Genomic DNA, 13,091 nt, shown 5'->3' on the forward strand with positions numbered 1-13,091 from the left:
TCCTGTGAGGCGGAGAAGGGAGCGGCTGATGAGTGCACGCACCGTCTTGCACGAAGCCGATATCTCGCGGGCTCTGACCCGTATCGCGCACGAGATCCTCGAATCGAATCGAGGTGCCGATGACCTCGTCCTGCTGGGCATTCCGACCCGCGGAGTGACGCTCGCCCATCGCCTCGGCGCTCTGATCAGCGACATCGCTCAGCGTCCCGTTCCGGTGGGCGCCCTCGACGTCACGCTCTTCCGCGACGATCTGGCGAAGCATCCGACGCGTTCCCCGCGTCCGACCGAGATCCCCGCCGGCGGTATCGAGGGGCGCACGGTCGTGCTCGTCGACGACGTGCTCTTCTCCGGTCGGAGCATCCGTGCCGCGCTCGACGCGATCCAGTCGATCGGGCGCCCGTCCGTCGTGCGACTGGCGATCCTGGTCGACCGCGGCCACCGCGAGCTGCCGATCCGCCCCGATTTCGTCGGCAAGAACATCCCCTCCGCGCGCACCGAGCGCGTCAACGTGCGTCTCGTCGAGAACGACGGGGCCGAGGAGGTGACGATCGGCGAATGAGGCACCTCCTGGATACCCGCACCCTCGATCGCGCCACCGCCCTGCGCATCCTCGACGTCGCCGAGGACATGTCCGACACGCAGTCGCGCGAGGTCAAGAAGCTCCCGACCCTGCGGGGCAAGACCGTCGTGAACCTCTTCTTCGAGGACTCGACGCGGACGCGCATCTCGTTCGAGGCCGCCGCCAAGCGCCTCTCGGCCGATGTCATCAACTTCGCCGCCAAGGGCTCCAGCGTGTCGAAGGGCGAAAGCCTCAAGGACACGGCCCAGACCCTCGAGGCGATCGGCGCCGACGCGGTCGTCATCCGCCACCCCGGCTCCGGCGCCCCGCAGACGCTGGCGACGAGCGGATGGATCTCCGCCGGCGTCGTCAACGCCGGCGATGGAACGCACGAGCACCCCACTCAGGCGCTGCTCGACGCGTTCACGATCCGCAAGCGGCGGTTCGGTGCCGACAGCCGCGGTCGCGACCTCTCCGGCGTGCGCGTCGTGATCGTCGGCGACGTGCTGCACTCCCGGGTCGCGCGCTCGAACGTCTGGCTCCTCACGACCCTCGGCGCCGACGTCACCGTCGTCGCGCCGCCGACGCTCGTGCCGCAGAACGTATCGCTGTGGCCGATCCGCGTGGTCTACGACCTCGACGAGGCGCTGGCCGGCGAACCGGACGCGGTCATGATGCTGCGGATCCAGCTCGAACGGATGAATGCCGCGTATTTCCCCACTGAGCGGGAGTATTCACGGCGCTGGGGACTCGACGCACGGCGTGTGGCCGGTCTTCCGGACGGTAGCATTGTGATGCACCCCGGACCGATGAACCGCGGACTGGAGATCTCCTCCGAAGCGGCCGATTCGCCCCGCTCCACGGTGCTGGAGCAGGTCACCAACGGAGTATCCGTGCGCATGGCGGTGCTGTACCTGCTGCTGGCAGGGGAACGAGACGACGAACGAGGGGGAGACCTGTGAGCGAGACCCTCGTCATCACCGGTGCGAAGCTGCTCGGCACGGTCAGTGCCGACATCATCATCGAGGACGGCCTGATCGCCGAGATCGGCAGCGGTCTCAGCCGCGCCGGCGCTCGAGTCATCGACGCCGAGGGCCTGGTCGCACTGCCGGGCCTGGTCGACCTCCACACCCACCTGCGGGAGCCCGGCTACGAGGCATCCGAGACCATCCTCACCGGCACGCGGGCCGCGGCATCCGGCGGGTTCACGGCCGTCTTCGCGATGCCGAACACCTCGCCTGTCGCCGACACCGCCGGCGTCGTCGAGCAGGAACTCGCCCTGGGCGAGGCCGCTGGCTACGCCACCGTGCAGCCGATCGGCGCGGTCACCGTCGGGCAGAAGGGCGGGCGGCTGGCCGAGCTCGGCGCGATGGCCTCCTCGCGCGCCCGGGTACGCGTCTTCAGCGACGACGGCTTCTGCGTCTTCGATCCGCTCATCATGCGGCGCGCGCTCGAGTACGTGAAGTCCTTCGACGGCGTCATCGCCCAGCACGCACAGGATCCGCGCCTCACCGAGGGCGCCCAGATGAACGAGGGCACCGTCTCGGCGGAGCTCGGGCTCACGGGCTGGCCCGCGGTCGCGGAGGAGTCGATCATCGCGCGTGACGTGCTGCTCGCCGAGCACGTAGGGTCGCGCCTGCACGTCTGCCATCTGTCGACGGCCGGGTCGGTGGACATCATCCGCTGGGCCAAGAAGCGCGGGATCGCGGTGACCGCCGAGGTCACCCCGCACCACCTGCTCCTCACCGACGAGCTCGTGCGAGGATACGACGCCCGCTACAAGGTCAACCCGCCGCTGCGCCGCGAGGAGGACGTGCTCGCCGTGCGCGAGGGCCTCGCCGACGGCACGATCGACATCGTGGCCACCGATCATGCGCCGCACCCGAGCGAGGCGAAGGCGTGCGAGTGGCAGGCCGCCGCGAACGGCATGGTGGGGCTCGAGAGCGCCCTGCGCGTCGTGCACCAGTCGATGGTGCAGACCGGACTGCTCGGCTGGGAGGACGTCGCTCGGGTGATGAGCGCGACCCCCGCCAGGATCGGTCGTCTCACCGGTCACGGCACACCGCTCCTCGCCGGACAGCCCGCGCAGCTCGCGCTCTACGACGCCTCGGTCGAGGGCGTCTTCAGCGAGGGGGACCTGCACGGGCGCAGCACCAACTCTCCGTACCTCGGTCGGGCCCTGCCCGGTCGGGTGGAGTACACGGTGCACGGCGGACGGCTGACGGTCGACGCCGGCTCGCTGGTCGAGGGCCTGAACGCATGAGCGCACGGGACATCGCGATCGCGATCACCATCGCCGTCGCCCTTCTCGTCCTGCTGACGATGCTGCTCTCGTGGCGACGACGGCAGCGACGCGATTCGGCGATCGTCGCTCCGCTGGGAGTGCCCGAGCACGCCGAGGTCGCGTCGCGTCACGAAGTGCTCTACGTCTCGACGACGAAGCACGACCAGCCCCTCGAGCGCCTCGCGATCTCGCCGCTGGCCTACCGCGCACGCGGTGAGCTCGCGATCACGGACCGCGGCGTGGCGCTCTGCCTCGACGGAGCACCGACCGTGTTCCTCGCTTCCTCCCGCCTGGTCGACATCGGCCGCGCGACCGTCACCATCGACCGCGTGGTCGAGCCGGGCGGACTCGTGCGGATCGACTGGCGGGCCGACGACCTCACCGTCGTCGATTCCTACCTGCGACTCGCCACCGGCGATCCCCAGAACCTCATCTCCGACCTGCGACGGCTCATCTCCGCCGCTCACGACACAGGAGCCACAGAATGACCGCTCTTCCCGAATCCGCCGTGCTCGTCCTCGAGGACGGCACCCGTTACACCGGCCGCGCGTACGGCGCGCGCGGCACCACCCTCGGCGAGGTCGTCTTCTCGACCGGAATGTCCGGTTACCAGGAGACGATCACCGACCCGTCGTACGCCGGCCAGATCGTGCTGCAGACCGCACCCCACATCGGCAACACGGGGATGAACGACGAGGACCCCGAGTCCCGCCGCATCTGGGTCGCCGGCTACATCGTGCGCGACCCCTCGCGCGTCGTCTCGAACTGGCGCGCGAACGCCTCGCTCGACGACGTCCTCGTGCAGGACGGGATCGTGGGCATCAGCGGCATCGACACCCGCGCCATCACGCGCCACATCCGTTCCGCCGGCTCCATGCGCGGCGGCATCTTCTCGGGAGCGGATGCCGCGCTCGACGCCGAGGAGCAGGTGCGCATCGTGCGCGAAGCGCCGCAGATGGCGGGTCAGAACCTGTCGGCCGAGGTCTCGGTCGACGCCGTCACGATCACGACGGCGCTGGGGGAGCGGGTCGGCAACCTCGCCGTCCTCGACCTCGGGGTCAAGCAGGCCACGATCGACAACCTCGCCTCCCGCGGTTTCGAGGTGCACGTGATGCCGCAGACGTCGACCATCGACGACATCCGCGCGATCGACCCCGTCGCCGTCTTCTACTCGAACGGCCCGGGTGACCCCGCGGCATCCGGCGACCACGTCGAGCTCCTGCGCGCCGTGCTCGACGACGGCCTGCCGTTCTTCGGCATCTGCTTCGGCAACCAGCTGCTGGGGCGCGCGCTCGGCCTCGGCACCTACAAGCTGCCGTTCGGACACCGCGGCATCAACCAGCCCGTGCTCGACAAGTCCACCGGGCGCGTCGAGATCACCGCGCACAACCACGGGTTCGCGGTCGACGCTCCGCTCGACGGCGCGTTCGACAGCCCGAACGGCTACGGCAAGGTCGAGGTCAGCCACGTCGGCCTCAACGACAACGTGGTCGAGGGCCTGCGCGCTCTCGACATCCCCGCCTTCTCGGTGCAGTACCACCCGGAGGCCGCGGCAGGACCGCACGACGCCAACTACCTCTTCGACCGGTTCCGCGACCTGGTCATCGCCAGCCAGAAGGACGCCAAGTAATGCCCAAGCGCGACGACATCAACTCCGTCCTCGTCATCGGCTCCGGCCCGATCGTCATCGGCCAGGCCTGCGAGTTCGACTACTCCGGCACCCAGGCGTGCCGCGTGCTCCGCGAGGAGGGCGTGCGCGTCATCCTCGTGAACTCGAACCCCGCGACGATCATGACCGACCCGGACTTCGCCGACGCCACGTACGTCGAGCCGATCACCTGGGAGGTCATCGAGACCATCATCGCGAAGGAGCGCCCCGACGCGATCCTTCCGACCCTCGGCGGCCAGACCGCGCTCAACGCGGCGATCCAGCTCCACAACCACGGCATCCTCGAGAAGTACGACGTCGAGCTGATCGGCGCGAACTTCGAGGCGATCAACAAGGGCGAGGACCGCCAGATCTTCAAGCAGCTCGTGCTCGACGCCGGCGCCGACGTCGCCGACTCGCGCATCGCCCACACCATGGACGAGGTGCTGGCGGCCGCCGACGAGCTCGGGTACCCGCTCGTGGTGCGCCCGAGCTTCACCATGGGCGGCCTCGGCTCCGGATTCGCCTACGACGAGGAGGACCTGCGGCGCATCGCCGGCGCGGGTCTGCACGACTCGCCCACCAACGAGGTGCTCCTCGAGGAGTCGATCCTCGGCTGGAAGGAGTACGAGCTCGAGCTCATGCGCGACACCTCCGACAACACGGTCGTCGTCTGCTCGATCGAGAACGTCGACCCGGTCGGTGTGCACACCGGCGACTCGATCACCGTCGCTCCGGCGCTCACGCTCACCGACCGCGAGTACCAGAAGCTGCGCGACATCGGCATCGACATCATCCGCGCCGTCGGCGTCGACACCGGTGGCTGCAACATCCAGTTCGCGGTGAACCCCGAGAACGGGCGCATCATCGTGATCGAGATGAACCCCCGCGTCTCGCGTTCGAGCGCACTGGCCTCGAAGGCGACCGGATTCCCGATCGCGAAGCTCGCGGCGAAGCTCGCCCTCGGCTACCGTCTCGATGAGATCCCGAACGACATCACCGGCGTGACGCCGGCGAGCTTCGAGCCCACGCTCGATTACGTCGTGGTGAAGGTACCCCGCTTCGCGTTCGAGAAGTTCCCGGCCGCCGACGTCACCCTCACGACCACCATGAAGTCGGTCGGCGAGGCGATGGCCATCGGTCGCAACTACGCCACGGCCCTGCAGAAGGCGCTGCGTTCCCTCGAGAAGCGCGGCTCGAGCTTCCACTGGGGTCCGGAGGAGCGCTCCGTCGAAGAGCTCCTCGAGATCTCGAAGACGCCGACCGACGGTCGCATCGTGGTGCTGCAGCAGGCGCTCCGCAAGGGCGCGACGATCGAGCAGGCCTTCGAGGCGACCGCGATCGACCCCTGGTTCCTCGACCAGATCGTCCTCATCAACGAGGTCGCCGAGATCGTGCGCACCGCTCCCGAGCTCGACGCCGCCACCCTGCGCTACGCCAAGGAGCACGGCTTCTCCGACGCGCAGCTGGCCGAGATCCGCGGCGAGAGCGAGGACGAGATCCGTGGCGTGCGCCGCGGCCTCGGCATCCGCCCGGTCTACAAGACCGTCGACACCTGCGCCGGCGAGTTCCCCGCCCTCACGCCGTACCACTACTCGAGCTACGACTTCGAGACCGAGGTCGAGCCCTCCGAACGCACCAAGGTCGTCATCATCGGCTCGGGACCGAACCGCATCGGACAGGGCGTCGAGTTCGACTACTCGTGCGTGCACGCGTCGTTCGCGCTGTCGGATGCCGGGTACGAGACCGTCATGGTCAACTGCAACCCGGAGACCGTGTCGACCGACTACGACACCTCGGACCGTCTGTACTTCGAGCCCCTGACGCTCGAAGACGTCCTCGAGGTCCTCGACGCCGAGGCCGCCAGCGGCACCATCCTGGGTGTCGTCTGCCAGCTCGGCGGCCAGACCCCGCTGGGGCTCGCGAAGGGCATCGAGGCGGCGGGGTACACGATCCTCGGCACGAGTCCTGCCGCGATCGACCTCGCGGAGGAGCGGGCGCTGTTCAGCGGCATCCTCGACGCCGCCGGACTCGTGGCCCCGCGCCACGGTACCGCGATCGACGTCGACGGCGCCGTGGCGGTCGCCGAGGACATCGGCTACCCGGTGCTCGTGCGCCCGAGCTTCGTGCTCGGTGGTCGCGGCATGGAGATCGTCTACGACACCGAGAGCCTGCGCGACTACTTCGTGCGCACCGCCGGCGAGGTCGTCATCGAGGAGGGCAAGCCCCTTCTCGTCGACCGCTTCCTCGACGACGCGATCGAGATCGACGTCGACGCGCTGTTCGACGGCACCGAGCTCTACATCGGCGGCGTGATGGAGCACCTCGAGGAGGCCGGCATCCACTCCGGCGACTCGAGCTGCACCCTTCCGCCCATCTCGCTCGGACGCAGCGACATCGATCGGGTGCGCACCGCGACGCTCGCGATCGCTCAGGGCGTCGGAGTCCGCGGCCTGCTGAACGTGCAGTTCGCGATCAGCGCCGGCGTGCTCTACGTGATCGAGGCCAACCCGCGCGCCAGCCGTACGGTCCCGTTCGTCTCGAAGGCGTTGGGGATCCCGCTCGCGAAGGCGGCCAGCCGCGTCATGGCCGGCTCCACGATCGCCGAGCTGAAGTCCGAGGGCATGCTGCCCGAGAACGACGGTTCGCGGGTGCCGCTCGGCTCGCCCGTCGCGGTGAAGGAAGCCGTGCTCCCGTTCAAGCGGTTCCGCACCAAGGACGGCAAGATCGTCGACTCCGTGCTCGGACCGGAAATGCGCTCGACCGGTGAGGTCATGGGCATCGACAAGGACTTCCCGACGGCCTTCGCCAAGAGCCAGGCGGCGGCATACGGGGGCATGCCCACCTCGGGCACCGTGTTCATCTCGGTCGCCGACTCCGACAAGCGGGCGGTCATCCTGCCCGCGCACCGGCTGCAGCAGCTCGGTTTCACGATCGTCGCGACCGAGGGTACGGCGGAGATCCTCTCCCGCAACGGCATCGCGGTGCAGGTCGTGGAGAAGTTCAGCGAGACCCAGGAGTCGGGCGCGCAGAACATCGTCGACCTGATCAACGACGGAGCGATCGACATCGTCGTGAACACCCCCTCGGGTGGCACGGCGCGTGCCGACGGCTACGAGATCCGCGCGGCGGCCGTTGCCGCCGACAAGGCGCTGTTCACGACCATGGCCGTGCTCGGCGCTGCCGTGAGCGGTATGGACGCGGCCGACGAGGGCTTCCAGGTGAAGAGCCTGCAGGAGTACGCGCTCGACCGTCAGGCCACGGTGTGAGTGCAGGTTTCGGTGAGCGGGCGCGCGCGGGGATCCTCGCGCGCGGCCCGCTCTGCGTCGGCATCGATCCGCACGCGGCGCTGCTGGCGTCGTGGGGTCTGGCCGACGACGCCCGAGGCGTGCGGGAGTTCGGTCTTCGCACGGTGGATGCCGTCGCCGAGCGCGTCGCGTTCGTGAAGCCGCAGGTCTCGTTCTTCGAGCGTTTCGGTTCGGCGGGCTTCGCGGCCCTCGAGGACGTGCTGGCCGCTGCACGGCGAGCAGGCCTGCTGGTGATCGCCGATGCGAAGCGCGGCGACATCGGCAGCACCATGGATGCGTACGCGGCCGCCTGGCTGACCCCGGGCTCGCCGCTCGAAGCCGACGCGCTGACGGTGAACCCGTATCTCGGTGTGGGGGCGCTCGACGGCGCTCTCGCTCTGGCGCACACGCACGGGAAGGGGCTTTTCGTCCTGGCGGCGACCAGCAACCCCGAGGCGCGGTCGCTGCAGGCGTCCACGGGTTCGGGCGGCTCGACCGTTTCCGCGCAGGTGATCGACGAGGTGTCCACGCGCAACGCCTCCGCCGTCTCCGACGGCGAGTGGGGGAGCGCGGGCTTCGTGATCGGCGCGACCGTGGACTGGACGGATGCCGCGATCGCGGCCTTCGCCCCGCCCGCGCCCATCCTCGCGCCGGGGTTCGGAGCGCAGGGCGCGACCCCGCAGGATCTGCGCCCGCGTTTCGGCACCATGGCGCCGTGCGTGATCGCGAGCGAGAGCCGGAGCGTTCTCGCCGCCGGCCCGAACGGATTGGCCGATGCCGTGACCGCGCGCGTCGCAGAGTACGAGGAGTCCCTGAATGTCTGATGTCCGGGTGGTTCCCGAGGTCGACCGCGCCGCGGCGGCGCGCAAGGCGGTCGAACGCCGGCGTGCACGCGCATCGCTCAAGCGCGATCTGACCACGCGCGTGGTGACGCCGCAGGCGGTGCTGCGACGCGCGACGGAGGATGCCGACTCGGTCGAGGGTTCGTTGCGGATCACCGACTTCCTCCTGGCGCTCCCGGCGATCGGGGCGGGCAAGCGCGATCGCGTCCTCGACGAGTTGCGGATCTCCCCGGTGAAGCGCCTCGGCGGACTGGGCGTGCGTCAGCGCGCCGCGCTCTCGGAGTGGCTCGACGGCCGCTTCCCTGTTCCGGAGCCGCGCGGGGCACGCAGCCGACTGCTCGTCCTCGCGGGCCCGACGGCTGTCGGCAAGGGCACCGTGGCGGCGCACATCCGCGAGAACCACCCCGAGATCCACCTCTCGGTCTCGGCCACGACGAGGGCTCCGCGACCGGGCGAGGTCGACGGGGTGCACTACTACTTCGTCGACGACGCCGAGTTCGATCGGCTCATCGCCGAGGGCGAGCTCCTGGAGTACGCCGTCGTGCACAACCGCTCCCGCTACGGCACGCCGCGGGCGCCGATCGACGCCGCACTGGCCGAGGGCAGGACGGTGCTGCTCGAGATCGATCTGCAGGGCGCGCGCCAGGTGCGGGCCGCCGAACCGTCGGCCACGCTCATCTTCCTGCTGCCGCCGAGCTGGGATGAACTGGTGCAGCGGCTGGTCGGACGCGGCACCGAGGGACCCGAGGAACGGGCGCGCCGACTGCGCACCGCGAAGGTCGAACTGGCCGCGCAGAACGAGTTCGACCACCTCATCGTGAACGAGACGGTCGCCGCTGCGGCCGACGAGGTCGTAGAATTGTCTTCAAGCTCTGCGCGCTGAGTGCTCTCGCGCGCCCATCGCACCGTCTTCGCGACGATCCCGTCGCCTGATCAGGAGGTCTCATCATGGCCGGACACCACACCAAGGGCATCATCGATCCCCCCATCGACAACCTGCTCGACCGCGTCGACTCGAAGTACGAGCTCGTGATCTACGCGTCGAAGCGCGCACGTCAGATCAACGACTACTACTCCGATCTGCACGAGGGCAACCTCTTCGACAACGTCGGCCCGCTCGTCGACTCCTCGGTCGAGGACAAGCCGCTCACGATCGCGCTGCACGAGATCAACGAGGACAAGCTCCGCCTGCGTCACGCAGAGTGATATTCGCGGCCCGCGCACCCGCTCTGTCGGTGGCGCGGGCCAGAATGGGTTCATCAGCCCTTCCCCTTCCGATCCCGTTCTGGAGTCCCCGATGAGCGCCCTGCGTCTGTTCACGTCCGAGTCCGTCACCGAAGGGCACCCGGACAAGATCTGCGACCAGATCTCGGACAGCATCCTCGACGGTCTGCTCTCGAAGGACCAGGACTCCCGCGTCGCGGTCGAGACCCTCGTCACCACCGGCCTCGTGCACGTGGCCGGCGAGATCCGTACCGAGGCGTACGTCGACATCCCGACGATCGTCCGCCAGGTGGTCAACGGCATCGGCTACACCTCCAGCGAGACCGGCTTCGACGGCGATTCCTGCGGCGTGAGCGTCTCCGTAGGCGAGCAGTCCACCGACATCGCGCACGGCGTCGACAACGCACAGGAGCACCGCGACGGTTCCTCCGTCGACCCGCTCGACGGCCTCGGAGCCGGCGACCAGGGCATCATGTTCGGGTTCGCGACGAACGAGACGCCGCAGCTCATGCCCATGGCGGCGTGGACGGCGCATCGCATCGCCGAACGCCTCACCGAGGTCCGCCGCAGCGGCGAGCTCCCTTTCCTCCGCCCCGACGGCAAGACACAGGTCACGCTCGGCTACGACGGCTTCACCCCGAAGACCGTCGACGCGGTCGTCGTGTCGACCCAGCACCACCCCGACATCTCTCAGGACGAGCTCAAGTCCCTCGTGCGCCAGCGCGTGATCGCGCCCGTGCTCGCGACCACGGGCCTCGACCTCGATGACGTCACGTATTACATCAACCCTGCGGGCCCGTTCGTCACGGGTGGCCCCAAGGGCGACGCCGGCCTGACCGGACGCAAGATCATCATCGACACCTACGGCGGGGCTGCGCGCCACGGCGGGGGAGCGTTCAGCGGCAAGGACCCGTCCAAGGTCGATCGCTCGGGCGCGTACGCGACCCGCTGGGTCGCGAAGAACGCGGTCGCGGCCGGACTGGCGGACCGGCTCGAGGTGCAGGTCGCCTACGCGATCGGCGTCGCGCGCCCCGTGGGCCTCTACGTCGAGACCTTCGGCACCGGCAAGGTCTCCGACGAGATCATCACCCGGGCCATCAACGAGGTCTTCGATCTGCGACCGCAGGCGATCATCGAACAGCTCGACCTGCTGCGCCCGATCTACGCGCAGACCGCTGCCTACGGTCACTTCGGCCGAGAGCTGCCCGACTTCACGTGGGAGCGCACGGATCGGGTCGACGAGCTGCGCCGCGCCGCCGGCCTGTGACGGAACGCCACCTCCCATGAGCGCCGAGAGCCGGCGCATCGCGCGCGTGCTGCTCGACTCACCGCTGCCGCAGCTCGACCGTCTCTTCGACTACGCGGTTCCCGCCGAGCTCGGCGACGTCGCGCCCGGTGTGCGCGTGAAAGTGCCGCTGCGCACGGCGGGGCGGGTGATCGACGGCTACGTCGTCGAGGTCGGCACCGAGGACGACGCCGACCGGCCGCTGTCCGAGGTCGACACCGTCGTCTCTCCGGTCCAGGTGCTGCCGGAGCGATTGCACCGGCTCGCCCGAGCGGTCGCCGATCGCGCCGCGGGTTCGGCATCCGACATCCTCCGCCTCGTCATCCCGAAGCGGCAGGTGCGCGTCGAGAAGGCCTGGACCGCCGACTCCTCGCCGTTCGAGCCGTCCGCCGAGGTCGTCGCCGCAGCGGAGGCCGTCGTCTCCCTGTACGACGGACTGGGGGAGACCCTGCGCGACGGAGGACGTGCGGCGGTCGAGGCCATTCCGGGTCTCGACGATGGTCGACCGGCATGGGCCGTGCTTCTCGCCGGCGCCGCCGTGCGCACTCTCGCCGCCGGGAGATCATCGATCCTGGTCGTTCCCGATCACCGTGATCTCGATCGGGTGCTCGCCGCCCTCGCCGACCTCGTCCCGGCTGAGCAGGTGGTGCGCTACGACTCGCGCCAGACGAACCCGGATCGTTACCGCGCATTCCTCCGCTCGCTCGAGGACGCGCCCTGCATCGTCGTCGGCAACCGCTCCGCCGTCTATGCGCCCGTGCGGGCGGGACTCGTCGTGATCTGGGACGACGGTGACCCGCTGCTCGGCGAGCCGCTGGCCCCGTACGTCAACGCGCGCGATGCGGCCCTCCTCCGCCAGGGCGAAGAGGGGTCCGCTCTCCTCCTCGCCGGGCACACCCGCACGACCGACGTCGAACGTCTCGTCGCCCTCGGGTGGCTCCGCGACATCCGAGCGACACGTCGCGTCCTTCCCCGCGTCATCCTGAGCACGCCGCAGGAGATGGAGCAGCCCACCGCGCAGCGCATGCCCTCGTCGGCCTTCCTCGCCGCCCGTGAGGCGACGGCGGAGGGCCCCGTGCTCGTCCAGGTGTCGCGCCCCGGGTTCGCTCCTTCCCTGGTGTGCGCCGAGTGCCGGGCACCCGCGCGCTGTGCGCACTGCGGCGGTCCCCTCGGCGCACGCCATCGGGGCGCGGTGCCGGTGTGCGGCTGGTGCGGTCGGAGCGCACGCGCCTGGACCTGCCCGACGTGCTCGTCGACGAAGCTGCGCCTCGCGTCCTCGGGCAGTGAACGCACGGCCGATGAACTCGGTCGCGCGTTCCCGGGAGTCCGAGTGATCGTGGCGGACGGTGCGCACCCCGTCGAGCGGGTCGATGCCAAGCCCGCGCTGGTCGTGGCGACGCGCGGTGCCGAACCCGCGGCCGACGGCGGGTATCGAGCGGTCGTCCTGCTCGACGGCCCGCGGATGCTGCAATCGCCGGACCTTCGTATCGGCGAGTCGTGTCTGCGCTGGTGGTCGAATGCTGCGGCTCTCGCGGCTCACGGCGCACCCATCCACCTCGTCGGCGTGAACGGCCAGGCCGCGCGCGCGCTGGCGACCTGGAACCAGAGCGGTTACGCCCGCTCCGAGCTCGAGAGCCGCGCACCCCTGCACATGCCGCCCACGACGCGGGTTGCTCTCGTCGAGGGGTCGGCGGCCGCCGTCTCGCGCGCGCTCATCGCGCTCGGAGAGCTCGCGCTGCCCTCGGATGCCGTGCTGGGCCCCGTGCCCGTCGAGTCCGACGACATCCCTGCCCGCGTGCGCGCGCTCGTACGATTCGAGTACGGCGCCGGAACACGGGTGGTGACCGCGCTGCGCGCCGCCGTCGTCGCCGAAGCGGTCGCCAGCCGCCGCGGCCGCGGGAAGAATCCGCGGAGCACCCTCACCGTCCGCCTCGATATCCTCGATCCTGAACTCTGATCCCT

11 protein-coding genes are annotated in these 13,091 nt (G+C 69.9%); all 11 read left to right on the plus strand.

Annotated elements, in window-relative coordinates; all coding sequences use genetic code 11:
• The first annotated feature begins 28 nt into the window (after positions 1-28).
• The 11 genes from pyrR to WFJ97_RS02365 all read left to right on the plus strand — a co-directional run bounded on the left by pyrR (position 29) and on the right by WFJ97_RS02365 (position 13,086).
• Complete coding sequence (gene pyrR / locus WFJ97_RS02315; protein ID WP_247956180.1) at positions 29-559, plus strand: bifunctional pyr operon transcriptional regulator/uracil phosphoribosyltransferase PyrR; 531 nt, start codon at positions 29-31, stop codon at positions 557-559.
• Positions 556-1,521 (plus strand): aspartate carbamoyltransferase catalytic subunit, encoded by a 966-nt coding sequence (locus tag WFJ97_RS02320; protein WP_247622448.1) that lies wholly within the window; start codon positions 556-558, stop codon positions 1,519-1,521. The genes pyrR and WFJ97_RS02320 overlap by 4 nt, the downstream gene beginning before the upstream one ends.
• Complete coding sequence (locus WFJ97_RS02325) at positions 1,518-2,822, plus strand: dihydroorotase (RefSeq protein ID WP_336640345.1); 1,305 nt, start codon at positions 1,518-1,520, stop codon at positions 2,820-2,822. The genes WFJ97_RS02320 and WFJ97_RS02325 overlap by 4 nt, the downstream gene beginning before the upstream one ends.
• A complete protein-coding gene (locus tag WFJ97_RS02330; protein ID WP_336640346.1) occupies positions 2,819-3,331 on the plus strand; it encodes a PH-like domain-containing protein in 513 nt (170 codons plus the stop codon). The genes WFJ97_RS02325 and WFJ97_RS02330 overlap by 4 nt, the downstream gene beginning before the upstream one ends.
• On the plus strand, positions 3,328-4,473 hold the full coding sequence (carA, locus tag WFJ97_RS02335) for a glutamine-hydrolyzing carbamoyl-phosphate synthase small subunit (RefSeq protein WP_336640347.1): 1,146 nt from the start codon (positions 3,328-3,330) through the stop codon (positions 4,471-4,473). Before WFJ97_RS02330 ends, carA begins: the two co-directional genes overlap by 4 nt.
• On the plus strand, positions 4,473-7,760 hold the full coding sequence (carB, locus tag WFJ97_RS02340) for a carbamoyl-phosphate synthase large subunit (RefSeq protein ID WP_336640348.1): 3,288 nt from the start codon (positions 4,473-4,475) through the stop codon (positions 7,758-7,760). The genes carA and carB overlap by 1 nt, the downstream gene beginning before the upstream one ends.
• On the plus strand, positions 7,757-8,602 hold the full coding sequence (gene pyrF / locus WFJ97_RS02345; RefSeq protein ID WP_247632196.1) for an orotidine-5'-phosphate decarboxylase: 846 nt from the start codon (positions 7,757-7,759) through the stop codon (positions 8,600-8,602). The genes carB and pyrF overlap by 4 nt, the downstream gene beginning before the upstream one ends.
• Positions 8,595-9,503, plus strand: a complete 909-nt coding sequence (gene gmk / locus WFJ97_RS02350; protein WP_336640349.1) for a guanylate kinase — start codon at positions 8,595-8,597, stop codon at positions 9,501-9,503. The genes pyrF and gmk overlap by 8 nt, the downstream gene beginning before the upstream one ends.
• Positions 9,504-9,568: 65 nt before the next feature.
• The gene (gene rpoZ, locus WFJ97_RS02355) at positions 9,569-9,826 is read left to right on the plus strand and encodes a DNA-directed RNA polymerase subunit omega (RefSeq protein WP_247622455.1); all 258 of its coding nucleotides are present in this window, start codon (positions 9,569-9,571) and stop codon (positions 9,824-9,826) included.
• Positions 9,827-9,917: 91 nt separating this feature from the next.
• Positions 9,918-11,111, plus strand: a complete 1,194-nt coding sequence (gene metK, locus WFJ97_RS02360) for a methionine adenosyltransferase (RefSeq protein WP_336640350.1) — start codon at positions 9,918-9,920, stop codon at positions 11,109-11,111.
• 16 nt (positions 11,112-11,127) lie between these two features.
• Complete coding sequence (locus WFJ97_RS02365) at positions 11,128-13,086, plus strand: primosomal protein N' (RefSeq protein WP_336640351.1); 1,959 nt, start codon at positions 11,128-11,130, stop codon at positions 13,084-13,086.
• Positions 13,087-13,091 lie beyond the last annotated feature (5 nt).

The organism is Microbacterium sp. USHLN272 (assembly GCF_037149655.1).
Classification (GTDB): Bacteria; Actinomycetota; Actinomycetes; order Actinomycetales; family Microbacteriaceae; genus Microbacterium; species Microbacterium galbinum.

Coding starts and splice junctions, on each gene's coding strand:
- pyrR (WP_247956180.1), top strand. CDS start 29: ATGAGTGCACGCACCGTCTTGCACGAAGCCGATATCTCGCGGGCTCTG.
- WFJ97_RS02320 (WP_247622448.1), top strand. CDS start 556: ATGAGGCACCTCCTGGATACCCGCACCCTCGATCGCGCCACCGCCCTG.
- WFJ97_RS02330 (WP_336640346.1), top strand. CDS start 2,819: ATGAGCGCACGGGACATCGCGATCGCGATCACCATCGCCGTCGCCCTT.
- carA (WP_336640347.1), top strand. CDS start 3,328: ATGACCGCTCTTCCCGAATCCGCCGTGCTCGTCCTCGAGGACGGCACC.
- carB (WP_336640348.1), top strand. CDS start 4,473: ATGCCCAAGCGCGACGACATCAACTCCGTCCTCGTCATCGGCTCCGGC.
- gmk (WP_336640349.1), top strand. CDS start 8,595: ATGTCTGATGTCCGGGTGGTTCCCGAGGTCGACCGCGCCGCGGCGGCG.
- rpoZ (WP_247622455.1), top strand. CDS start 9,569: ATGGCCGGACACCACACCAAGGGCATCATCGATCCCCCCATCGACAAC.
- metK (WP_336640350.1), top strand. CDS start 9,918: ATGAGCGCCCTGCGTCTGTTCACGTCCGAGTCCGTCACCGAAGGGCAC.
- WFJ97_RS02365 (WP_336640351.1), top strand. CDS start 11,128: ATGAGCGCCGAGAGCCGGCGCATCGCGCGCGTGCTGCTCGACTCACCG.